This is a genomic window from Phaeobacter sp. 11ANDIMAR09 (assembly GCF_001294455.1).
Lineage (GTDB): Bacteria > Pseudomonadota > Alphaproteobacteria > Rhodobacterales > Rhodobacteraceae > Pseudophaeobacter.
The window spans coordinates 73,146-93,980 of record NZ_LIKT01000019.1; the positions used below are offsets into that span (position 1 = coordinate 73,146).

General features: G+C 57.7%; 19 protein-coding genes and 1 tRNA gene. 10 read left to right on the forward strand and 10 right to left on the reverse strand.

Features of this window, described 5'->3' with window-relative positions; translation table 11 throughout:
• Positions 1-1,104, reverse strand: coding sequence for an LPS export ABC transporter permease LptG (gene lptG, locus AN476_RS15695; RefSeq protein ID WP_054462541.1), 1,104 nt, complete (start codon positions 1,102-1,104; stop codon positions 1-3).
• On the reverse strand, positions 1,101-2,261 hold the full coding sequence (lptF, locus tag AN476_RS15700; protein WP_054462542.1) for an LPS export ABC transporter permease LptF: 1,161 nt from the start codon (positions 2,259-2,261) through the stop codon (positions 1,101-1,103). The genes lptG and lptF overlap by 4 nt, the downstream gene beginning before the upstream one ends.
• Before the next feature lie 242 nt (positions 2,262-2,503).
• On the opposite strand from lptF, the gene AN476_RS15705 reads away from it, so the two are divergent.
• Together AN476_RS15705 and AN476_RS15710 are read left to right on the forward strand one after the other, a co-directional pair.
• Entirely contained in the window at positions 2,504-3,979 is a 1,476-nt protein-coding gene (locus AN476_RS15705) for a leucyl aminopeptidase (RefSeq protein WP_054462564.1), read from the forward strand.
• Between the two features lie 7 nt (positions 3,980-3,986).
• Positions 3,987-4,445 (forward strand): DNA polymerase III subunit chi, encoded by a 459-nt coding sequence (locus tag AN476_RS15710; protein ID WP_054462543.1) that lies wholly within the window; start codon positions 3,987-3,989, stop codon positions 4,443-4,445.
• A 125-nt stretch (positions 4,446-4,570) separates the two neighbouring features.
• On the opposite strand, the gene AN476_RS15715 is transcribed toward AN476_RS15710, so the two are convergent.
• From AN476_RS15715 to AN476_RS15725, 3 genes are read right to left on the reverse strand one after another with little or no spacing between them, the layout of a single operon-like run.
• Positions 4,571-5,152 (reverse strand): TIGR02281 family clan AA aspartic protease, encoded by a 582-nt coding sequence (locus AN476_RS15715; protein WP_054462544.1) that lies wholly within the window; start codon positions 5,150-5,152, stop codon positions 4,571-4,573.
• A gap of 40 nt (positions 5,153-5,192) precedes the next feature.
• The gene (locus AN476_RS15720) at positions 5,193-5,816 is read right to left on the reverse strand and encodes a MarC family protein (RefSeq protein WP_054462545.1); all 624 of its coding nucleotides are present in this window, start codon (positions 5,814-5,816) and stop codon (positions 5,193-5,195) included.
• Positions 5,813-7,675 carry an ABC-F family ATP-binding cassette domain-containing protein gene (locus AN476_RS15725; protein WP_054462565.1) on the reverse strand — a complete coding sequence of 621 codons (1,863 nt, stop codon included), beginning with the start codon at positions 7,673-7,675 and terminating at the stop codon, positions 5,813-5,815. Before AN476_RS15725 ends, AN476_RS15720 begins: the two co-directional genes overlap by 4 nt.
• A gap of 380 nt (positions 7,676-8,055) precedes the next feature.
• Between AN476_RS15725 and AN476_RS15735 the strand changes: the two genes are divergently transcribed.
• Both AN476_RS15735 and ndk read left to right on the forward strand, forming a co-directional pair.
• Entirely contained in the window at positions 8,056-9,258 is a 1,203-nt protein-coding gene (locus AN476_RS15735; RefSeq protein ID WP_054462547.1) for a Bcr/CflA family efflux MFS transporter, read from the forward strand.
• A 122-nt stretch (positions 9,259-9,380) separates the two neighbouring features.
• Positions 9,381-9,803, forward strand: a complete 423-nt coding sequence (gene ndk / locus AN476_RS15740) for a nucleoside-diphosphate kinase (RefSeq protein ID WP_009812004.1) — start codon at positions 9,381-9,383, stop codon at positions 9,801-9,803.
• A 119-nt stretch (positions 9,804-9,922) separates the two neighbouring features.
• On the opposite strand, the gene AN476_RS15745 is transcribed toward ndk, so the two are convergent.
• A complete protein-coding gene (locus AN476_RS15745; protein ID WP_054462548.1) occupies positions 9,923-10,261 on the reverse strand; it encodes a TfoX/Sxy family protein in 339 nt (112 codons plus the stop codon).
• A gap of 160 nt (positions 10,262-10,421) precedes the next feature.
• Here AN476_RS15745 and AN476_RS15750 point away from each other — a divergent pair, with 160 nt between their 5' ends.
• A complete protein-coding gene (locus AN476_RS15750) occupies positions 10,422-11,642 on the forward strand; it encodes a cytochrome P450 (protein WP_054462549.1) in 1,221 nt (406 codons plus the stop codon).
• A gap of 99 nt (positions 11,643-11,741) precedes the next feature.
• Here the strand turns inward: AN476_RS15750 and AN476_RS15755 are convergent, their stop codons facing one another.
• Positions 11,742-12,356: a response regulator transcription factor gene (locus AN476_RS15755; RefSeq protein WP_054462550.1), complete on the reverse strand. Its 615-nt coding sequence runs from the start codon at positions 12,354-12,356 to the stop codon at positions 11,742-11,744.
• 434 nt (positions 12,357-12,790) lie between these two features.
• Between AN476_RS15755 and AN476_RS15760 the strand changes: the two genes are divergently transcribed.
• Together AN476_RS15760 and AN476_RS15765 are read left to right on the forward strand one after the other, a co-directional pair.
• Positions 12,791-13,348 (forward strand): molybdopterin-dependent oxidoreductase, encoded by a 558-nt coding sequence (locus AN476_RS15760; RefSeq protein WP_157063778.1) that lies wholly within the window; start codon positions 12,791-12,793, stop codon positions 13,346-13,348.
• 8 nt (positions 13,349-13,356) lie between these two features.
• Positions 13,357-15,945, forward strand: coding sequence for a PAS domain-containing hybrid sensor histidine kinase/response regulator (locus tag AN476_RS15765; protein ID WP_253279916.1), 2,589 nt, complete (start codon positions 13,357-13,359; stop codon positions 15,943-15,945).
• 126 nt (positions 15,946-16,071) lie between these two features.
• Here AN476_RS15765 and AN476_RS15770 read toward each other — a convergent pair.
• Both AN476_RS15770 and AN476_RS15775 read right to left on the reverse strand, forming a co-directional pair.
• Positions 16,072-16,146, reverse strand: a tRNA-Asn gene (locus AN476_RS15770).
• Between the two features lie 69 nt (positions 16,147-16,215).
• A complete protein-coding gene (locus AN476_RS15775; protein WP_054462551.1) occupies positions 16,216-17,130 on the reverse strand; it encodes an MBL fold metallo-hydrolase in 915 nt (304 codons plus the stop codon).
• Between the two features lie 163 nt (positions 17,131-17,293).
• Between AN476_RS15775 and AN476_RS15780 the strand changes: the two genes are divergently transcribed.
• Entirely contained in the window at positions 17,294-18,613 is a 1,320-nt protein-coding gene (locus AN476_RS15780; protein ID WP_054462552.1) for an ATP-binding protein, read from the forward strand.
• A 53-nt stretch (positions 18,614-18,666) separates the two neighbouring features.
• On the opposite strand, the gene speB is transcribed toward AN476_RS15780, so the two are convergent.
• Positions 18,667-19,650: an agmatinase gene (gene speB, locus AN476_RS15785; RefSeq protein ID WP_054462553.1), complete on the reverse strand. Its 984-nt coding sequence runs from the start codon at positions 19,648-19,650 to the stop codon at positions 18,667-18,669.
• A 299-nt stretch (positions 19,651-19,949) separates the two neighbouring features.
• Between speB and AN476_RS15790 the strand changes: the two genes are divergently transcribed.
• Together AN476_RS15790 and AN476_RS23240 are read left to right on the forward strand one after the other, a co-directional pair.
• On the forward strand, positions 19,950-20,387 hold the full coding sequence (locus tag AN476_RS15790; RefSeq protein WP_054462554.1) for an ester cyclase: 438 nt from the start codon (positions 19,950-19,952) through the stop codon (positions 20,385-20,387).
• 171 nt (positions 20,388-20,558) lie between these two features.
• Positions 20,559-20,835 (forward strand): hypothetical protein (locus AN476_RS23240; RefSeq protein WP_216598388.1); only part of this gene is annotated, 277 nt, incomplete at its 3' end.

A 20,835-nucleotide genomic window follows, 5' to 3' on the forward strand; every position in this document is an offset into this window, starting at 1 on the left:
TTATCCGTCCTCAGCATGTAAAAGCAGTCCCATCGTCAGCAGTATTGAGGCCACAGGCGGAGCCCAGGCGGCCAGAGCCACTGGAATCTGTCCGTTTTCCCCCAAAATCTGCGCAAAATTTCGAATAAAGTACAGCCCAAAGCCTAATAATACAGCTGTTAGAACTGCTAGCCCTGTGCCGCCAAAGCGGGTGTGGCGCATGGTAAAGGCGGCACCAACCAGGACCATGGCAATCAGAAACAGCGGGCGGGCCAGCTCGACCTGATACCAGACCTGATAGCGTTTGGTCGAAAACCCGGCCTCGGCCAGATCGCGAATGGTGGTTGGCAGATCATAGACCGAAATGCCATCCGCCGAATCGAGCCTGTCACGAATGCGGTCCTGGGTGAGCGAGGTTGGCACGCGCAGGCTTTCATGGGTTGCTGCCGATCTTTCCGGGTTGAGACCCGCGGTCAAATGCCAGGCCTTGGCCTGATGGAGCAGCCATTCGTCCCCATCCAGCTGCGCCGTTTCGGCAATGATCTGGCGGATCGGGCCACCACCGGAGGCATAGGTCAAAATGGTAACATCATAGAGCACAATATCATCGCGCCCGCCGCCATAGGAGGCGGCGTGGATGACCGATTGTCCGGTGGGGCTACCCTGGCGTAACCAGAGGCCCTCGCCGGAGAGGGATAGGGCAGAGGGGCCGCCAGTGCGATAGGTTTCTGCCAGGGTTTTGGACAGATTGGTGGTGGCGGCAACAATCGGATTGAGAGTGCTGACGGCCAAGAGCCCCAATAGTCCGGCGACGAGAACCGGAGCGGCGAGTGCCCGAATGCCCGAGCGACCTATTGCACGGGTCACCACCAGCTCACTGCTGCGGGCCAGGCCGACAAACAGCACAATGGTTGTTAGGATCATGATCAGCGGCAGGAACTCGCTCAGCGCAGCGGGCGCATTCAGCAGCGTTAGGCCGACAAGTTCACGCGCGCTGACATCATAGGCATCAAACCGACGGATCTGTTCGTTCAGATCAATCAGCACAACCAATGTCATCAAGACGCCGCAGATCACCGCAAACCACTGCAGGAACCGCCGGGCATAATAAAGATCCAGCTTCATGATTTGATCCCCTGGTTGCTTGGGTCTAGGGGCCCAGGCGGCGGGGCCGAGCGCCGCCGCGGCGCCGGCGGGCGGGCTGCGAGTTGCAGAAAGCCAACTGCGATGGTCAGTCCAAACAGGGCGGGCAGGTAGATCAGCGGCCAAAAGTCCGGATTGCTGCGCACCGGTTCCGAAACCACGCCGCGCAGCCCTTCGACAAGGATCAGCAGAAGAAAAGCCAGAAGTGCCTGCCGCCAGACACCAAAGCGCGAATGTGCGCCCAGCATGAGCGAGGCAAAGCCAATCAGGGCCACCGCAACGCAGATCAGTGCGCGGGCAAACCGGAGATGAAATTCTTCGGCCAAGGCGCCAAGGCTATAGCCCTCTGACTGGGCGATTTCTGCGCGATTGCGCAGCAACTCCCAAGAAGAAATTTCACGTATATTGCGATGCACCACCGTGCTTTTATTGGCCAAAGAGCTAATATCATAGGAGAAGTCGGAGAAGTTGGTTGTCGACATCTGTTGGGTACGATGGTCCAGGCGCTGCGCCATTCCATTCACCATGATCAAATGAGTGCTCTCACCGTCCCGCACCAAAAAGGCCCGCGTTCCGGTGTAGGTCATACTTTGGTTGGGATCGCGCCTGTCGGACAGGAAAACATCGTTCAGCGTCCCATTGCTGTCGATCTGCCGAATGTAAAAGGTCACCCCTTTGACCGGGTGTAGGAAATTCCCTTCGGTCAAGAGCTTGGCCGTCACATTTCGCGACACTTCCTGTTCGCGTACCGCCAGTTGGCTGATGGAGCTTGGCAGCAGGAAATGGGTGAGCGCAGACATCATCAGCCCTGTGATCACCCCAAAAATCAAAGCAGGCCGCGCCATCTGCCAGGGGCTGGTGCCGGTGGCGCGCAGCACAGTCAGTTCGCTTTCGCTTTGTAGCCGATTGGTCACCCAGACCGCCGAGGCAAACACCGCCACAGGCAAGACCATGCGGATCAGATTGGGCAGGGCAAGAGCTGTGAATTCCAAAAAGACAATGGCTGTTTGCCCGTCGCCAATCAGACGATCAAACAGCACCACCGCCCGGTTCACCCAAAACACGGCAACAAGAACAAGCGCAAAAAAGCTGAAGAACAGCAGGTATTGCGACAGGACATATCTGTCAAAACGTGACATTTGATCCCCCCAGACCCTGCCAGTGTCATTTGGCGAAACCTTAGAGGAATTGTTTCACGGGGAAAACTGCTATCTGCGTGATTTCTGTGATCAATCGCAGCTTTGGCGGCTTGGTGCCGAGACCGGGGCTAACAGGGGGGGCTGCGGGCCGGCGCTGGCGACTTGTGGGCTGGCAATTGTCCAGCGTGCCGGATAGTTATTGTGAAACCAAAAAGATCTTTTCCATCAGGAGCCATCAGATCATGAGCACCATGCCTGCCCTTCGTTTTGCCGACTACGACCCCAAAGCTGTTTCGGGTATGACCGGCCATGTTGTTGTTCTGGTCACGCCCGAAGGTGTGATGGATCAGGCGGCGCGCAGCGCCAACCGGTTGACCAAGGGGTCGCTTGCGCGTCTGATTGCAGCCCCGGAATTTGCCAAACATAAAACCGGCACTGTCATTACCTTGGGATGGCCCACTGGTATGGCAGCCGAAGCCCTGCATGTCCTCGTTCTGCCCCGCCGTATCACCCCGGTGGAGGCGCGTCAGGCCGGCGCCAAGCTGGTGGCCGCGGCGCCGGGGAAATCCATGACAGTGATGGCGGGATCGATTCCCAAGGCGGCCGAGCTGGCGATGGGCATGGCCCTGCGCAGCTATGGTTTTGACAACCACAAATCCCAGGCGGAGGACAGGCCAGAGACCGAAATCACTATCGCCCACAAGGCCCATTCGGAAATGGCAGCAGCGTTTGCGCCTCTGGCCGCGGTTGCCGAGGGGGTTCATATGACCCGTGATCTGGTCAACGAGCCCGCCAATGTGCTGACCACCTCAGAATTTGCCCGCCGGATCGAAGATATGGCGCAGATTGGTCTTGAGATCGAGATCCTAGAGGAAGTCCAGCTGGAAGAGCTGGGCATGGGAGCGTTGCTCTGTGTGGGGCAGGGATCTGACAGCCCCTCCAAAGTGGCCATCATGACCTGGAACGGCGGCAGCGAGGGCGCAGCGCCGCTGGCCTTGGTTGGCAAAGGCGTGGTCTTTGACACTGGTGGTATCTCGCTCAAACCGGCGGCTGGCATGGAAGAGATGACCATGGATATGGGCGGCGCCGGCGTGGTTGTCGGCACCATGAAGGCCCTGGCGCTGCGCAAGGCTCGCGCCAATGTGGTGGGCCTGGTTGGGCTGGTCGAAAACATGCCCTCGGGCAATGCCACCCGTCCGGGCGATGTGGTGACCTCCATGAAAGGCGACACTATCGAGGTGATCAATACCGATGCCGAGGGGCGTTTGGTTCTATGTGATGTCTTGTGGTACGCGCAGGAGCGCTTCAAGCCCTGCGGTGTCATCGATCTCGCCACCCTCACCGGCGCCGTGATCATTGGGCTTGGCCATGAAAATGCCGGTGTCTTTTCCAATGATGATCCGCTGTGCAACGGGTTCCTCAAATCCGCCCAGGCGATGGATGAAGGCGCCTGGAGATTGCCCTTGGGACAGGGCTATGATGACCAGCTGAAGTCGCGCATTGCCGATATGAAAAATGTCGGCGGCCGCCCCGCAGGCTCCATCACAGCCGCCCAGTTCCTCAAACGATTTATCAAGGACGATATGCCCTGGATGCATCTGGATATCGCCGGGGTGGCCCTGTTGAAATCCGCGAGCGCCTATGCACCCAAAGGCGCCACCGGCTGGGGCGTCATGGCGCTGGACCGCCTGGTGCAAGACAAGTTCGAGGCGGAATAAATTCACAATGGGGGCCGCCTATTTCTATCATCTGACCCGCCGCCCGCTGCAGGAGACCCTGCCGGTTCTGCTGCAAAAAGCGCGCGCTGCGGGCTGGCGCATTGTTGTGCGCGGCCAAATGGCTGACCGGATGAACTGGCTGGATGACTGCCTTTGGCAGGGCAGCGCAGACAGTTTTCTGGCCCATGGTCAGGCGGGTGGGCCCCATGATGCTCTGCAACCGATTTTGTTGACCACAGCAGCTGAGAGCGCCAATGCGCCGGATTGCTTGATGACCGTCGACGGCGCCTGGGTAACACCCGAGGAGGTTCAGGGCCTGCAGCGGGTGTGCATCCTGTTTGACGGCACCGATCAGACCGCGGTCGAAACGGCCCGCGGCCAATGGAAAAACCTGACAGCGGCAGGGTGTTCGGCGCAATACTGGTCCGAAGAATCCGGGCGCTGGGAAAAGAAGGCCGAAGCCTGACAGCTCCGGCTAGTTCTCTTGTGCAGCGGCGTCTTCAGTTCGTTTGCTAAGTAGGGAGCGCGCCTGGAAAACACTTTTTCCTTTGCGGCGTGTTTTTTTGCCCTCAACCCTCAGATCACCGGGATCTAGCGGGTCAGGACCAAGGCCCCATTGCGGATTTCAATGCTGGACCAGCGTTGCAGGTAGGTCATGCCAAGCAAGGATTGATCCATGTCGCTCTTATTGACCGACACCCGCAGATTGCGATCGCGGATTTGTCCCAGGGCCAGCTCATCGACCTGCACAGAGGCCGTGCGCACAACACCGTTGGCGGTATTGGCTCGCCCCAAATAGGCGAGCTTTTCCGGCTCCAACCCGGCCCGGCGGGCATCTTTGATGGTGAGAACGACCTCGCTCGCACCGGTATCCACCAGAAAATCAACCCGCGCCCCGTTGACCAACAGCGTGAGGTAATAGTGACCATCAGGAGAGCGAGGCACCACAACTTGACCCGTCTCACCCATTACCGATTGCTGTGGTCGCACCGTCTGACGGATGTCTTCCCACAGTCCAAACGCGGCGATGGCCCCCAGAAAGATAAAGCCCCAAATCGCCATCTGTTGCAGGGTCGTGCTCAGGCGTTGGCGCGTTTGCACAAAGACCCAGGCGCCCACAGCGCAGAGCAGCAGCCCAAGGTAGAGCAAGCGTCCAAAATCGATGTCTTCCATGAGCTTGTCCTGGGTTGTTGTCGCTGATCCTGGCCTGTTGTCAGCTGGCAAAGCCAAAATCGCGCAGCCCGTCCAGAACGAACTGAACCGAAAGGGCCGCCAGCAACATTCCCAGCAGACGGGTCACCACATTGATGCCGGTCTTGCCAAGGGCGCGTTCCAGCAGCCCTGAGGCCAGGAACATAGCCAGCATGACCAAAAGCACCGCAAAAACTACGCACATCACCAGGGCAAAGCCCTCCAATCCGGGTTTCTGTCCGGCCAGCAGAATGACCGTGGCAATGGATCCGGGCCCGGCAATCAGAGGGATCGATATGGGAAAGACTGACGGGTCCTCGACCTCGGTGGCCTCTTCGCCCTGGTTTTCCCGGCGTTTGGTGCGCCGCTCAAACAACATGTCGAGCGCAGTGATGAACAGCAAAACGCCCCCAGCCACCCGAAATGCGGCCATGGAAATACCGGCAAAGCCCAGAACGGCTTCGCCAAAAGCGGTAAAAAGCGCCAGAAGAACCATCGATGTCAGCGAGGCGCGCAGCGCGATAGAACGCCGTTCATGGGGGGAGGCCCCCTGGGTCAATGCCAAAAAGATCGGGGTGAGGCCAATGGGATCAATGATCACAAACAGCGTCACAAAAGAGGTGATCAAAAAGGCAGTATCGATCATGTGGCTTCAGCTTTTTCCAGTTTCTCCAGGGCGCGCATCCACAACATCTCGGCCCGCTCCAGCGCGGTGATGACCTCGGCATGCTTGCCCTGCCAAACCCGAGCCTCGTCTTTTTTTTCCGGTTCGTAAAGCTCTGGATCTGCCAGCTTGGCGTCCAGCTTGTCTTTCATTTGGCTCAGCTTGGTGACCCGCTCTTCGGATTTTCGGGCCTCCTTGCGCAGGGCCATGATGGCCTCTCGCGAGGGGCGCGCAGGCTTTGGCTTGGCCCGTTTCGCAGGTTTGTCCTTGGCTGCGGGCTTGTCTTTTTCCAACAGAAAGGCCCGGTAAGAGGCCAGATCGCCGTCATAGGGTTTGACCGTCCCCTGCGAGACCAGCCAGAGCCGATCCGCCACCAGGCTCAGCAGATGCATATCATGGCTGACCAGAACAACCGCGCCGGTATAGGCTGTCAAAGCCTCGACCAAAGCCTCGCGGCTTTCGATGTCCAGGTGGTTTGTCGGTTCATCCAGGATCAGCAGATGCGGCGCTTCCAGGGTGGCCAGCAACAGCGACAGGCGTGCCTTCTGCCCACCGGACAGACGCGCCACCTCGGTATCGGCCTGATCAGCGCCCAGACCAAATCCGGCCAGGCGGGCTCGCAAACGAGCCTGGCCCTCTTCTGGACGTTCGCGCATCAAATGCTGCAGTGGCGTCTCATCGATATAGAGCTCATCCACTTGATGCTGGGCAAAAAAGCCGATCCGCAGCTTGCTGGATTGACTCATCTTGCCGTTCATCGGCTGCAGACGAGCAGACAGCATTTTTGACAGGGTCGATTTGCCTTCGCCATTTTTGCCCAAAAGGGCAATGCGATCATCCTGATCAATGCGCAGGTCCAGATGGCTCAGGATGACCTTGTCGTCATAGCCAACCTTGACGCCCTCTGTGGCGATAATCGGCGGCGAAAGCTCTTCCGGAGTGGGAAAGGTGAACACCGTACGGGCCGCATCTTCGGGGGCACGAATGGTCTCCATCTTCTCCAGCATCTTGACCCGGCTCTGAGCCTGTTTTGCTTTGCTCGCCTTAGCTTTGAACCGGTCCACAAAAGACTGCAGATGGGAACGCCGGGCGTCCTGTTTTTTGGCCTGAGCCGCCTGGTTGGCACGATTGGCCGCACGCTGGCGGGCAAACTGGTCGTAGTTGCCGCCGTAATAGGTGACCTTGCGGTCTTCCAGGTGCAGGATGCCTCCGACGGAACGGTTCAACAGCTCCCGGTCGTGGCTGATGATAATCACCGTGTGGGGATATTTGACCAGATAGGCTTCCAGCCAAAGCGCCCCCTCGAGATCCAGATAGTTGGTCGGCTCATCCAAGAGCAGCAGATCCGGTTCCGAGAACAGGACTGCCCCCAGCGCCACGCGCATCCGCCAGCCTCCGGAAAAGTCGGAACAGGGGCGTTGCTGCGCCTCTTCGTCAAAGCCAAGCCCCTTGAGGATCGAGGCCGCCCGCGCTTCCGCCGACCAGGCGTCAATATCGGCCAGCCGGGTCTGTATCTCAGCAATACGGGAAGGGTCGGTTGCGGTCTCGGCCTCCGCCATCAAGGCGGCCCGTTCAGTATCCGCCGCCAGCACAGTGTCAATCAGCGACACATTGGAAGAGGGCGCCTCTTGGGCAATGCCGCCAATCTGCGCCTTTGACGGCAGAGTGATTGATCCCGTCTCCAGCACCAATTCGCCCCTGATAAGGCGAAAAAGCGTGGTTTTACCGGTGCCGTTGCGCCCCACAAGGCCCACTTTGTGGCCCGTGGGAATGGTGGCGCTGGCCTCTTCAAAAAGGGGCCGCCCTTCAACCGAATAGGTGATATCCTGAATACGTAGCATGGGCTCATGCACTGTCGCAGTCATCGCGCCTTGTCAATGCGTATCCGACGGCGCCCTCGTTGAAACGCTCTTGATCTGCAACCTGTCCCACAGCCATGACCGCGCCAAACCACTCCGCCCTATATCATCTTTCCAAAAATATTCCGGAGTGTGAGGCAGAGCCTCACAAACAGGCCAGTGTCCAAACAGGCCAGCGTCCAAACAGAGGGCATGACCGCGCCATCCTCCGCAGAGGTACCCTCTTCTTTGAGTCTGGTTTGCATCTGGCCTTTTGCCCGGGAATGCAAGAAGCTGACGCAAAGCCATTTGAGCCGAAACATCCCCATGACACCCGTCTCAGGGCCGTTTCTCGACCTTAGATTTTAGCCTTAGGGTGATCCATGCGGGCCGCGCAGAATGCTCCCCATCTTGTGACCTTGATTTACGCCAATGCTCTGGCGGTCCTCTCCTTGAATATGTTCTTGCCCTCCTTGGCTCGGATCGCCGAAGAGTTTGACAGTGGCTATGGGTTGGTCAATCTGGCCGTGGCGGGCTATCTGGGAATCTCTGCGATCCTGCAGCTGCTTATGGGGCCGCTGTCTGATCGCTTTGGCCGTCGCCCGGTATTGCTTGTCTCGATGTTGCTCTATGCGCTGGCCTCATTGGGCTGCGTGTTGGCGCAATCGGTCTGGGGGTTTTTGGCCTTTCGCATGATCCAGGCGATGGTGGTGGCCTGTCAGGTGCTTTCCCGTGCGGCCATCCGCGACGTCTATTCCACAAATGAAGCGGCCAGCAAGCTGGGCTATGTGACCATGGTCATGGCTTTGGCACCAATGTTCGGGCCGATGCTGGGAGGCGCGCTGGATATGCTCTTTGGCTGGCGCTCGGTCTTTGTGCTTTATACCAGCCTGGGGCTGGGCCTGTTGTTGCTCAGCTGGGCGGATTGGGGAGAGACCAACCACCAGCCCTCTGCAACCTTTGGGGCACAGATGCGCAGCTATCCTGATCTGCTGGCCTCGCGCCGCTTCTGGGGCTACAGTTTCTGCCTGGCCTTTTCCATTGGCGGTTTTTACGCGTTTATCACCGGAGCACCGCTGGTGGCGGCGGCTTGGTTTGATCTAAACCCGGCGCAGCTGGGCCTGGGCATCGGTATTATCACCGGTGGCTTTATGGTGGGCAATTTTGTCACCGGGCTTTTGGCGGGCCGGGTGTCGCTCACCGGTTTGATCCTGGCGGGGCGGGTTGCCGCCGTTCTGGGGCCGGTGATCGGTCTGGGCCTGTTTCTGGCTGAACAGGGAGCGGTTCTGGTGTTTTTTGGCGCCGCGATAGCGGTTGGCTTTGGCAATGGGCTGACAGTGGCCAATGCCAGCGCTGGCCTGATGTCGGTGCGGCCGCATCTGGCGGGGTCAGCCTCGGGGCTGGCAGGAGCCATTACTGTTGCGTTTGGCGCAGTGATGACCACCATCACCGGTCTGCTGGTGAGCCCGGGAAACGCCCCCTTCATGGTGCTGTCTATCATTGTGCTTTCAAGCCTCTGTGCGCTTGGCTTTGCGCTTTATGTGCGCTGGCTCGATATGCGCGACCCATTGGAGCAAGCGGGTTGAAAATGCCCGCCAATCCCCCGCCAGCATAAACTCCCCCTTCCCAACTGCCCGCAGGCATGTTAGGCGGCGCGCGATATTCCGGCGCGGATTTTGCCGCCACTTTTTCAAATGGAGAACGCCCCATGGCTCTGCAACGCACTTTCTCGATCATCAAACCCGATGCCACTCGTCGCAACCTGACCGGTGCCATCAACGCCAAGTTCGAAGAAGCTGGCCTGCGTATCGTCGCACAAAAGCGTATTCACCTGACCAAAGCCCAGGCTGGCAAGTTCTACGAAGTGCACGCTGAGCGTCCCTTCTACGACGAGCTGTGCGAATTCATGTCTTCCGAGCCAATCGTTTGCCAGGTTCTGGAAGGCGAGAACGCCATCGCCAAGAACCGTGAAATCATGGGCGCAACCAACCCAGCCGACGCCGCAGCCGGCACCATCCGCGCCGAATTCGCGGAATCGGTTGGAGAAAACTCCGTGCACGGTTCCGACGCGCCTGAAACAGCTGCCGTTGAAATCGCCTACTTCTTCTCCGGTCTCGAGCTGGTTGGCTAAGCCACCGTTGCTTCAGATCTTAAGATGCAAGATTGGGTCGCTCCGCAGGTCGGAGCGGCCCTTTTTGTGCTCAGTTTTTTATGCTCAGGTGGGAGGGCAGCGGCTGCGCGGCGGTGGTCCTAGCGGCTAGCCGTCTTCTCGATCACGCCGATCTGGTCCAGGATGCGTTCAAACTCAGAGCGCCCCTTGTCAAAGCTCTGCGCCTTGATGGTGTCAAAGCGTTTGCGCAGGGCCTTTTTCTCATCGCCTTTGCAGTCATTCCAGGGGCGCCCCTGCAGTGCCATGACCAGCACATAATAGCCGATGAAATGGGGCTTGCTGCCATTGGCCAGCAACCGCCCGTAGGCAGCATCTGCGCCTAAGCCACGCAGCTCTTCTGCGCTGTGAATACCGGCGCGCTTACACGCCTCTTCATAGGCGGGGCCCAGGTTGCGGATGGTGGAAATGGATGTGGACATAGGGGGAACATATGGCGATTTTCGCCCCCTGTCACCCAGCAAATTTTGTCAGCTTCGCCGTTGAACACAAGGAGCGTAGTGTTGACAGGGCGATATTTTATGTTGATCTTCAAAGCATTAACCTGGAGTAGCCAATTTGCCCAAATCCTCGATGTCACCGATGGCAGATATTCGTCATTTTGATCTGACCCATCCGCCCGCAGGTTTTGTTGAGGATCCGTTTCCCTTCTATGATGCGCTCTTGTCCGAAGCGCCGGTGCTGCCGCAGCCGGATGGCTCTTTCCTGATCAGCCGCTACGATGATCTGGATCGCATCTACCGGGACACAACGCTGTTTTCTTCGGATAAAAAGGCGGTTTTTGCCCCCAAATTTGGCGCCGGTTCTCCGCTGTTTGAACATCACACCACCTCGTTGGTGTTTTCGGATCCGCCACTGCACACCCGGGTGCGTCGGATTATGAGTTCGGCGCTGACACCCCGGGCGTTGGCCCGGATGGAGCCGGGGTTGATTGCTACCGTCGATCATCTGCTTGCGGCAATGGCCGACCGGCCAGTTGTGGATTTGATCGCGGATTTTGCCGCAACCATTCCCATTCAGGTCATTGGCAACCTGCTGGATGTGCCAATGGATGAACGCGGGCCTCTGCGGGATTGGTCTCTGGCTATTCTTGGGGCGCTCGAGCCCTCCTTGAGCGAGTCAGAGCTGGCGATGGGGCACCAAGCGGTTGAGGAGTTCAAGGCCTATCTGAGCGATCTGATTGCCCGTCGTCGCGCTGCGCCTGGGGATCCGGAAACGGATGTTTTGACCCGGTTGATCGGGGATAGCGACACCGAAGTACAGCCGGAAGGATTGAGCGAGATCGAGCTGATCCAGAACTGTATCTTCATTTTGAATGCCGGTCATGAAACCACCACCAATCTGATCGGCAACGGACTTGCTCTGCTGCATGATCATCCGGATCAGCGGGCGCGGCTTTTGGCGCAGCCTGAGCTGATAAAGCCTGCGGTCGAGGAGATCTTGCGCTTTCGTTCGCCCAACCAGCTCGGCAATCGAGAAACCACGGGCATGGTGGAGCTCGGCGGACATGTGATCCCGCGTGGCAGCAATCTGCATTTGGTCATTGGTGCGGCCAATCGCGATCCTGAGATTTTTGACAATCCGCAGGTTTTTGATGTGGCGCGCAAGCCAAACCGGCATCTGGCCTTTGCGGGCGGGCCGCATGTCTGTGTCGGGCTGACCCTGGCGCGGCTGGAAGGCAAAATTGCGCTGGAGCGGTTCCTGGCCCGCTATCCCAACTACGAAGTCCTGCCTGGGCGTGAGAGCGGGGGCCGCATCCGTTTTCGCGGCTATGCCCACCTGCCTGCGAGGATCTCATTTTAGGTCGGGCGAGGTCGCGGCCTCTATCTTTGGGGGCGCTCTCCAGTGCAAACACATGCGAGCTGTCTGCATATCCAAAACCAGGGTTAGGCGCGCGCAGGGTCAGTAGAGCCCGGCTTCCTTTGCGATCATGGCAGCCTGGGTTCGGTTCTTTGCGTCCAGTTTGCGGCAGAGCGTGCGCACATGCAGCTTGATCGTGACTTCCTGGAGGTCCAGTTCGCGGGCGATTTCCTTGTTGGATTGGCCCTTGCACAGACCGGATAGGACCTCATTCTCGCGCGGGCTCAGCTTTTCTGCCAAGGGGTGCGCCGGTGCGGAGGCTTCCTCGCGCATCAGATCCACGGGGACGTAGATTTCGCCTGCTGCCATGAACCTGACAGCATTGAGTAGCGACTGGGCGCCCATGGTCTTTGGAATAAATCCGATTGCGCCTAGTTTGAGGGCTTCCTGAGCCGTTTGTGTCGGCGCGTTGCCGGAGAGAATTGCAACCCCTTTGCCGCCATTGGCAGCGATGGCTTCGCTTAGACCGTTGAGCCCATGCATGCCCGGCATTTGATAGTCCAACAGCACAAGATCAAAGGGGCCGTCGGTTTTGATCTGGTCCAGCGCTCCGGCCAAATCCGTGGCCAAGACAACCGCTGCTTCCCCCTTGGTTTCCAGGAAGGCAGAGATGGTTTCACGGACCATATCGTGATCGTCTGCTAACAAAATACGCATGAAGACCCTAAAAGTTGGACTGACACTAGGCTTAGCCTACAATCAGAAGTCTTTCAATTCCATCAAGATTTTTGGAAGTTTTGAAGGATGTCAACTCATCAGCCTTTGCCTGAACCAAAACAGGATCTGCTGAGTCAAAGCGCAGGCGGGGTGAAAACAGCGCAATACGCACAGCGGTTTAGCGCCAGAATTGGCGCCCTGACGGCGCGTCTGATGCCATGCAGATGGGCGAGGCGGCCTGTTGAATGAAAGGCATTTTACGAATTCCACATCTATACAGAAGGATAGGAGACTATCCGCAGGCGTAGATAGCTCAATCAGGAATGTATGTTAGGGTTTCCTCAATTTTAGATAGCAAGAATAGCTGGGATGGTTCCGAGAGTGCGGTCCACCAAATGGGCTGATTTTTGCACAACGAGAAGAGAGGCGTCGGAATGTACGGAAAGAGGTTTCTATCCTTGGCTCTAGGCGGCGGTCTTGCAATTTTTGCAGGCCTGTTTGCGGGCGATGTTGCCCGCGCGGATACGGCGGCCAATGGAACGACGCCAGCGATTCAAAGCGAGTTTGTGCTGACCATTACCCTGCAGGGGGACGAAGTCAAAGTCGCGCAGCTGACCCTCGAGGATATGAAGGGCTATGAGGCAAAAAGTTTTGACACCTCCACGATCTGGACCACGGGGCCGCAGAGTTTTACCGGCGTGCCTCTGGCGGATTTGTTGGCTCAGTTTGATCTGACCGCGGGCACCCCGGGGCTTACAATTGAGGCGCGGGCCGTCAATGATTACATGGTGGAAGTGCCGCTGTCGGATGCAACGGCAGAGGGTCCAATTGTTGCCTATATGCGCAATGGCAAGACGATGTCTTTGCGCGGCAAAGGCCCTTTGTGGCTGGTTTATCCCTACGACAGCAATCCGGCCTACCGGACTGAGGCGATCTATAGCCGCAGCATCTGGCAGTTGGACAGCATGACCCTAAGACCAATAACTGAATGACAAAGGCGATGACTGAGGCACAGCAGGCCAAACCCCAAGCCGCCTCGGCCGTCTTCCCGCGGAAGGCGGCTAACGCTGTGCGTGAGCCCATGTTTGGAAAGCGAAACTGGCCTCGGCTGTCAAAGGTTTTGCTCGTGTTGGCTTTGATGATGTTGCCGTTGCTGACCTTGCAATCAGTACGTCTGGGCCATGAGGTCGTTTTGCGGCTGGAAGGGCTTTCAACCGCGGCAACGGACAATATGCAATGGGTTCTGTCCCAGGCCGAAGTGGATCATCTCAAGCTGGAAGCCGCGCTGGATTCGGTTGTTGAACCAGGCGGAATCTCCGCTCTTCGACGCCAATTTGATATTTACTACAGCCGCATCGACACCTTTGTTGAGGGGCCGCTTTTTGAGGATCTGCGCAATTCTCCGGCGGGTAGCAAGTTGCTGGGCCGTTTGCAGGGCCGTTTGGATACCTTGGTTGAGGTAATTGATGTGCCGGATGATCAGCTGATGAAGAACCGTCACCTGATCGCGACGCAACTGCTGCACAATGGAGATGATGTACGCGAGCTGGCCCTGTTTGGGGTGGTGATACAGGTCGAAGAGACCGAAAGCAAACGGTTGCAGCTTTTTGATCTTTTGTGGCGCTTGGGCGTTGTCGTTCTGGCCCTGATTGCGGCGCTGGGGGTCACGGCACTCCTGTCGGGTTGGATGTATCGCCGCGGTCGCAATTTGGCATTGGAGCGCCAAAAAGCGGCCTCTCGTATGGAGGCTATGATTTCTTCCTCGCTGGATGCCATCCTGATGACAGACCAAGAGGGGCATATTCTGGCCTTCAATGGCGCCGCCGAGGCGATCTTTGGCTATGACCGTGAGGAAGTGATCGGCGCCCAGATGGCTGATTTGATCATCCCGCCGCATCTGCGCGCGGCCCATCGTTCCGGTATGGCCCGCCTGTTGAAAACCTCTGATCCCCGGGTGGTAGGGCAGGGGCGGGTGCAATTGGAGGCCCAAAGAAAATCCGGCGAGATCTTCCCGGTGGAGGTCTCTCTCTCCGTCAGCCGCAGCCAGGCCGACATGGTTTTTGTTGGCTTCATTCGCGATATATCCGATCGTATCGCTGCCGAAGAAGAACTGCGCCGGGCCCGCGATGATGCCCTGGCGGGGGAACGTGCCAAGGCCAACCTCCTGACGGTGATGAGCCATGAAATGCGCACGCCACTGACGGGAATTCTGGGCTCTATCGAGCTGCTGGAGCAAACTGGCCCAAGCGCCGAGCAAAGCCGGTACTTGAATGCGATGCTGGTCTCTGGTGAATTGCTGCTGCACCACGTAAACGATGTTTTACAACTCTCCAGTTTGGAAGCCGGGATCGGGGCAGAAGCCGAATGTTCCTTCAATCTGCGGGAGTCGATGGAGGGGCTGGTAGAAAGCCAGCAGGCCCATGCGCGCTCCAACGGCAACGTTTTGACCCTGAATTATTGTATCAGGGATGGGGCTGATGTGGTTTCCGGCCGCCCGCGGGCGCTGCAGCAGGCTTTGCTCAATCTGATAGGCAATGCGATCAAGTTCACCCGCGATGGTGCAGTTATGGTTGATGTTCAACGCAATGACTCGGCAGGCCAGATCGAATTCCACGTCTCGGATACCGGAGAGGGGATCGACGCCAAGGACCTGAACCGGATTTTTGAAGATTTTATCACTCTGGACTCCAGCTTTGCGCGCAGCAGCGAGGGCACGGGGCTGGGCTTGGCCATCACCAATCGGATCGTCGAAGCTATGGGTGGAACAATCACCTGCGAAAGCGAATTGGGAGAGGGCAGCCTGTTTACACTTGTGCTGCCTCTGCCAAGCGTTCTGCCGCTGCCAAGCCATGCCCCAAAGGCAGAGCAATCTCAGGATTATTCTGCAGCGATTCTCGTGGTCGAAGACAATGACATCAATCGAGAGCTGTTTCAGCATATGCTCCAGAAGCAGGGGCATCAGGTAACGGTTGCCTCGGGCGGGGCGGCCGCCGTTGAGACCTGCAGAAAGCTGCGGTTTGATTTGGTCTTGATGGATATCAGCATGCCGGAAGTGGATGGGATCGAAGCAATCCGCCGAATCCGGGCCGAACATCTGGCGGATGATATCGATATTGTGGCGCTGACCGCCCATACTGCGCCGGAAGACCATGCTCGGATACTCAAAGCAGGCTTTGTCGAAGTGGTCACAAAACCGGCCAGCCAACAGGACCTGTCGGCTTTGATCGCGCGGCGCGCTGCCCCACCGAGTGCGGGTGGTGAACCTGAGGAGCTTTCCGATGTTGAACAGTTTTTTGACGCTTTGGGCACCGAGCGTGCAACTGGGTTCCTGAAGGCCTATATCACCGAGTTTGAGTGTTTTCTCACCCTCCTGGACGGGTCTGAACAGCTTTTGGAAGAGCATCGTAGGGAAGCCCATAGGCTGGCGGGATCCGCTGCGGTTCTGGGTCTCGCCGATCTGCGAGGAGCTCTCATCGAGATCGAAATGCAGGAACCAGACCAGGATCCCGCCGCCCCGGCTCTGCGGAAATTCTGGGCAAAGGCAAAGCCCGCTTTGCAGAGATATCTCCCTTCAGCAGAAGAGGTTTGATTGGCTGGAAAAACCGGGGGGAGGGCCGCCTGAGGGCATGTTTGTGAGGCCTCTAAGCGAGGGCGTTTCTCCATATATCCGTAGAACCAAAAAAGCCCTCAACCTATTCAGGTTAAGGGCTTTTTATGGCTCCGGCGGTAGGGATCGAACCTACGACCAATTGATTAACAGTCAACTGCTCTACCGCTGAGCTACGCCGGAACGGTCCGTGCGATATAGCGAGACCTCAGAGGGAGGTCCAGAGGTGAATTTCATTTTTCTGAAAAAATCTCAGACCCGCAATTGAAAGCTGGCGGTTTCTGCAAATTCACCGCAGGGCTCTACCTTGGACCTGCCGACCAGATCGACAAGATGGGCAAAAACATTTCGTTCGGCGGCGGGCAAAAGCGCAGCTGGCGTTTCTTTGTAGATCAGGCGCGCCAGTGCGGCCGGGGTGGCAGGGGCGGTTGCCAGTGCGCTCAGAATCTCTGCTTCGCGGCCTTGGCGATGGGCGATCAGCCAATCCAACCGCTCTTGGGGGGCGGTGATGGCCCCGCCATGGCCGGGATAGAACACCCGCCAGTCCCGCGCGCGCAGGCGGGCGCAAGAGGCCATGAAATCGGTCAGATCACCATCGGGGGGCGAAACCAGAGAGCTGGCCCAGCCCATCACGTGATCTGCGGTGAAACAGGCATCTCCCAGAGCAAGGGCGATGTGATTGCCCAGGTGGCCGGGCGTGTGAATCACTTCCAGCTCCCAGCCTTCTCCAGACAGGAACTCCCCGTCCACCAGGGTGATATCGGGGGAGAAAGCGCGGTCGATACCTTCGCCGCCGCTTTTCATGCCTGCGGCTACAAGCTCCTGCATGATGGCGCTGCGCCCGGCCTCACTGCCGCCAAAACCATAGACCGACGCGCCGCATCGCTCCGCGAGTCCGCGGGCAAGGGGAGAATGGTCAAGGTGGCTGTGGGTGACGATAACATGGCTGATATGTTGCCCGGGCTGCACCGCAGCGATAATGGCCTCTAGATGGCTTTCCATCTGCGGGCCCGGGTCGATGACGGCCAGATCCCTTGTTCCGATCAGATAGGTGTTGGTGCCGCGATATGTCATTGGGGACGGGTTAGGGGCCAGGAGGCGCCGCACCCCTGGCTGCAGCTCCTCTGGCAGGCCGGGGGGGGGGGTGAAATCATCTGGAGCCTGCATCTGGTATTGCCCTTTGCCTGTGGTGTCGGCCACATTTTTGCGCGGCCTTTTCTGTTTTTCTGCGCCCCCCCGTTTGAACTGGGACGAGCAGTGGTTTCGCTAACAGCAGAGACTGTTGCCAAGCTCTCTTCACACTGCGCAGCTGCACCGCTAGTGTTAGCCTATGTTCTTCCAATGGCTCAAACAATATGTTCCGCGCAGTCTCTATGCCCGTGCGGCACTGATCCTGATCATGCCTGTGGTGACCCTGCAGCTGATTGTGACAATTGTCTTTATCAAGCGTGATTTGGAGGATGTAACAACGCAGATGACCACGACGGTTTTGCGTGAAATCTCCCTGCTGCGACAACAGGCGGGAGAGATCAAAGATCCAGAACTTTATTTGCAGCGGTTGCAGCCCTATTTGGCGCCTTTGACCATGGCGGCGCGTTTTGTAGACCCCGATGCGCCCCGACCGGTGAATGAGTTGAGCCTGAATGAATTCTCCGGCCGTGTGGTGCGCGATAAGATGCAGCGGGAACTGGTCGGCTTTGTTGCGGTCAAATTCCCTGAGAATCGCGAGTTTCTGCTCTACTTTGAAACACCGGCGGGCCTTTTGGAGCTGCGGTTGGATCGGCGGCGCCTGACGGCGGCAGCACCACATCAGCTGATCGTGACCATGGTGTTCTTTGGGTTTTTGATGACGGTGATTTCCTTTGTCTACATGCGCAACCAGCTGCGCCCGATCAAGAAACTGGCCGATGCCGCCCAGGCCTTTGGACGGGGGCGCAATCTGGCCTATTCGCCGCGTGGTGCGACTGAGGTGCGGGTGGCGGGCAGCGCTTTTCTTGATATGCGGGCGCGAATTGAGCGCCAGATCGAACAACGCACCTTGATGCTGTCGGGGGTGAGCCACGATCTGCGCACGCCGCTGACGCGGCTGAAGCTGAGCCTGGCCATGATAGATGAAGAGGATGCCGCGCCGATGCTGCGCGATGTGAGCGAAATGCAGGCCCTGCTGGATGCTTTTCTGGATTTCTCGCGTGGCGCTTCCACAGGCGAGCCGGAAGCTGTGGATCCGCAACACTTGGCGATCTCGGTGGTCGAGGATTGGCGTCGCCAGGATAAGGATGTGATGCTGGGGGAGCTGAGCGGTTCTGGCACCGTTCTGCTGAGGGCGCAGTCGATGCGTCGGGCCCTGGAGAACCTGATTTCCAATGCGGTGCGCTATGGCACTAGGGCGCGGGTTTCTGTGGCCTTGACCGAAAAATCCCTGCGTCTGCGCGTCGAGGATGATGGTCCGGGTATTGCCGCAGCCCAGAGGGGGGATGCGGTGCGCCCCTTTGCCCGGCTGGATCCGGCGCGGAATCAGGATCTGGGCTCGGGGGTGGGGCTGGGCCTGGCCATCGTAACCGATATTGCCCGGGCCCATGGAGGAATGCTGCGCCTGGGCAAAAGCGAAGAGCTGGGCGGGCTGCAGGCTGATATCGTCATCGGACGTTAGGCCCTTCTTCGACGAATGCGCCGAAGAAGGGGAGGCATGCCAGCTTTCGACCGTCAGATTTCTGAGGTCTGTCCCTTGCGGGCGTGGAATATAAAGCCAATGAAGTTGAGCAAGAGCTGCGCAGCCAGGATCTGGGTGCTTTCGCTTGGATCATAGGCCGGGGCGACCTCGACCAGATCAATGCCCACCACATCGCCACGCTGGGCAAGGCCCTGTAGGATTTCTAACACATCATAATAGAGGAAACCGCCATGGCTGGGGGTTCCAGTGCCCGAAGCGATTGAGGGGCAGAAAGCGTCAATGTCGATAGTGACATAGTAGCGCGCACCTTCCGGGATGCGATCGAGGACGGCCTCGCAGCCCAGTTTACGCACCTGGCGCACCGATAGAATGTCAGAGCCACGGGCACGGGCATCGTCATAGCCGTCCTTGGCGGTAGAGGAGACATTGCGAATGCCCAGCTGCGTCATGCCTGCGACATAATCCTTTTCAATGGCGCGGCGCATCGGGTTGCCATGGCCATTGGTGACACCATGACGGGTGTCGACAAAATCGAGATGTGCATCAATCTGAATCACATGTAACGGACCGTTTTGAGCGCAATCCTCGGCAAAGGCATTGATGCAGGGGATGTTGATGGAATGGTCACCACCGATGGTGACGGGCAGGGCACCTGCATCGAGGATCTTTTGGACACCAAATTCGATATTGGCGTGGCTTTCCTCGGTTTTGGTATGGATGATATCGGCATCGCCAATATCTACCATGGTCACATTTGCGCCCAAATAGGTGGCGTCATCCTCGTGGTCATATGCACCGGCATGGCCAAAGCTGAAAAGCGTGGAGGCTTCGCGCACTGCGCGGGGGCCAAACCGGGCACCTGGTCGCCACTGGGTGCCAAAATCAAAGGGCGCCCCAAGGATGGCAACATCAGCATCAATTGCATCCCAATCGGCGACATAGTTGGACTTGCCAAAGGTGGAAATTCCCACAAACGGCAGGTTCAATCGCCCGGCCTCATATCCGTGTTCTGACACGCGCATCTCCTGTTGTTCAGCTATTTTATGTGCGGATGATGGACGAGTTTTTCCTAGGCGACCAGCGAATAGGTGTGGGGTGAATTACATTGCAATGCAAAGGGCGTGTTGCTCACACCAGCTACCTCTCTGATTGAAAAATAGGAAAACGTTGTTCCTTATCAGTGAGTAAGCTTGTCGCAGGCGGGAAACTAGGTAATGGTTTTTCGAAACTATCTGTTGCCCGAAGGAAGAGATGCATCACATTTTCCAGCTCTACCCAAGGTGCGACTGTCAATAATTGTCGGAGTGCTAGTGCTATGCCTTTAAGCAAGCGAGATGTTGTCGAACTTTGGTTTTCGGAGGTTTGGGACGCCCATAACATCGCTGCTTTGGACCAATGTCTTGCCCCTTCTTTGGCCGAAGACAGCCCGCTTTATGGTGGCTTGGCGCTGCGGAAGGATATCCCACTGCTGATCGAGGTGTTTCACCGGTTGATCGGGCCGATGAAGACCGAAATTCTAGTCTATCTGGAAGATGGCGATTGGGTCAGTGTGCACTATCAAACAACAGCCTCCGGCGTAAACAATGTCACCCCGATCAAGGTCAACAATCTGCTGATGTTCCGCTTTGAGCAGGGACGGATTGCCGAGATGATTTCAAGGATAAACAGTCTTTCCCTGTTTGAGCAGCTGGGCCAAATGCCGCCTGATACCTTGATGGGGTGTTTTTCGGGGCAAAGCCTGACCTGGAAATAGCCCGGCACAGAGAGCGGCTTGTGGTCCTGGCAAGCCCATGCGCGGTCTCACATTTTTTGTTCCCATAAAAGGCAAATTATGGGGTTAGTTTTATGCACCTTTTCCCATTGGCTGGTCTCGACGCACTGATGCGTCCAGCCGTCACGCCGGTACATCGATCAGATCTCAGGCGTGGAAAAGGGGCGAGACTTATCGATTTTTCGGGAAAGCTTAAGAGAGGAAGTGAGAGGCCTGTATGGCGACATGCGACCTATTCGTCACACCTTCATTCTTGAAAGCATGGATTTTTTAGTGGTGGTGGTAGGCCCGGCAGGATTGGAATTAAGAGAATTTGGCTCATATTTTATTGACCAAAATGTACCGCAAATGGTGGGTGCGGTACACCTACCATTCCAAATTCGCCAAAGCTTGCATCCCGCCAGTGGCCAAAACTCGGCGTTCGGCGCTC

What these genes read in the sequence shown, in the direction of transcription:
- lptG (WP_054462541.1), bottom strand. Translation starts at nt 1,104, where the DNA reads ATGAAGCTGGATCTTTATTATGCCCGGCGGTTCCTGCAGTGGTTTGCG.
- lptF (WP_054462542.1), bottom strand. Translation starts at nt 2,261, where the DNA reads ATGTCACGTTTTGACAGATATGTCCTGTCGCAATACCTGCTGTTCTTC.
- AN476_RS15705 (WP_054462564.1), top strand. Translation starts at nt 2,504, where the DNA reads ATGAGCACCATGCCTGCCCTTCGTTTTGCCGACTACGACCCCAAAGCT.
- AN476_RS15710 (WP_054462543.1), top strand. Translation starts at nt 3,987, where the DNA reads ATGGGGGCCGCCTATTTCTATCATCTGACCCGCCGCCCGCTGCAGGAG.
- AN476_RS15715 (WP_054462544.1), bottom strand. Translation starts at nt 5,152, where the DNA reads ATGGAAGACATCGATTTTGGACGCTTGCTCTACCTTGGGCTGCTGCTC.
- AN476_RS15720 (WP_054462545.1), bottom strand. Translation starts at nt 5,816, where the DNA reads ATGATCGATACTGCCTTTTTGATCACCTCTTTTGTGACGCTGTTTGTG.
- AN476_RS15725 (WP_054462565.1), bottom strand. Translation starts at nt 7,675, where the DNA reads ATGCTACGTATTCAGGATATCACCTATTCGGTTGAAGGGCGGCCCCTT.
- AN476_RS15735 (WP_054462547.1), top strand. Translation starts at nt 8,056, where the DNA reads ATGCGGGCCGCGCAGAATGCTCCCCATCTTGTGACCTTGATTTACGCC.
- ndk (WP_009812004.1), top strand. Translation starts at nt 9,381, where the DNA reads ATGGCTCTGCAACGCACTTTCTCGATCATCAAACCCGATGCCACTCGT.
- AN476_RS15745 (WP_054462548.1), bottom strand. Translation starts at nt 10,261, where the DNA reads ATGTCCACATCCATTTCCACCATCCGCAACCTGGGCCCCGCCTATGAA.
- AN476_RS15750 (WP_054462549.1), top strand. Translation starts at nt 10,422, where the DNA reads ATGGCAGATATTCGTCATTTTGATCTGACCCATCCGCCCGCAGGTTTT.
- AN476_RS15755 (WP_054462550.1), bottom strand. Translation starts at nt 12,356, where the DNA reads ATGCGTATTTTGTTAGCAGACGATCACGATATGGTCCGTGAAACCATC.
- AN476_RS15760 (WP_157063778.1), top strand. Translation starts at nt 12,791, where the DNA reads ATGTACGGAAAGAGGTTTCTATCCTTGGCTCTAGGCGGCGGTCTTGCA.
- AN476_RS15765 (WP_253279916.1), top strand. Translation starts at nt 13,357, where the DNA reads ATGACTGAGGCACAGCAGGCCAAACCCCAAGCCGCCTCGGCCGTCTTC.
- AN476_RS15775 (WP_054462551.1), bottom strand. Translation starts at nt 17,130, where the DNA reads ATGCAGGCTCCAGATGATTTCACCCCCCCCCCCGGCCTGCCAGAGGAG.
- AN476_RS15780 (WP_054462552.1), top strand. Translation starts at nt 17,294, where the DNA reads ATGTTCTTCCAATGGCTCAAACAATATGTTCCGCGCAGTCTCTATGCC.
- AN476_RS15790 (WP_054462554.1), top strand. Translation starts at nt 19,950, where the DNA reads ATGCCTTTAAGCAAGCGAGATGTTGTCGAACTTTGGTTTTCGGAGGTT.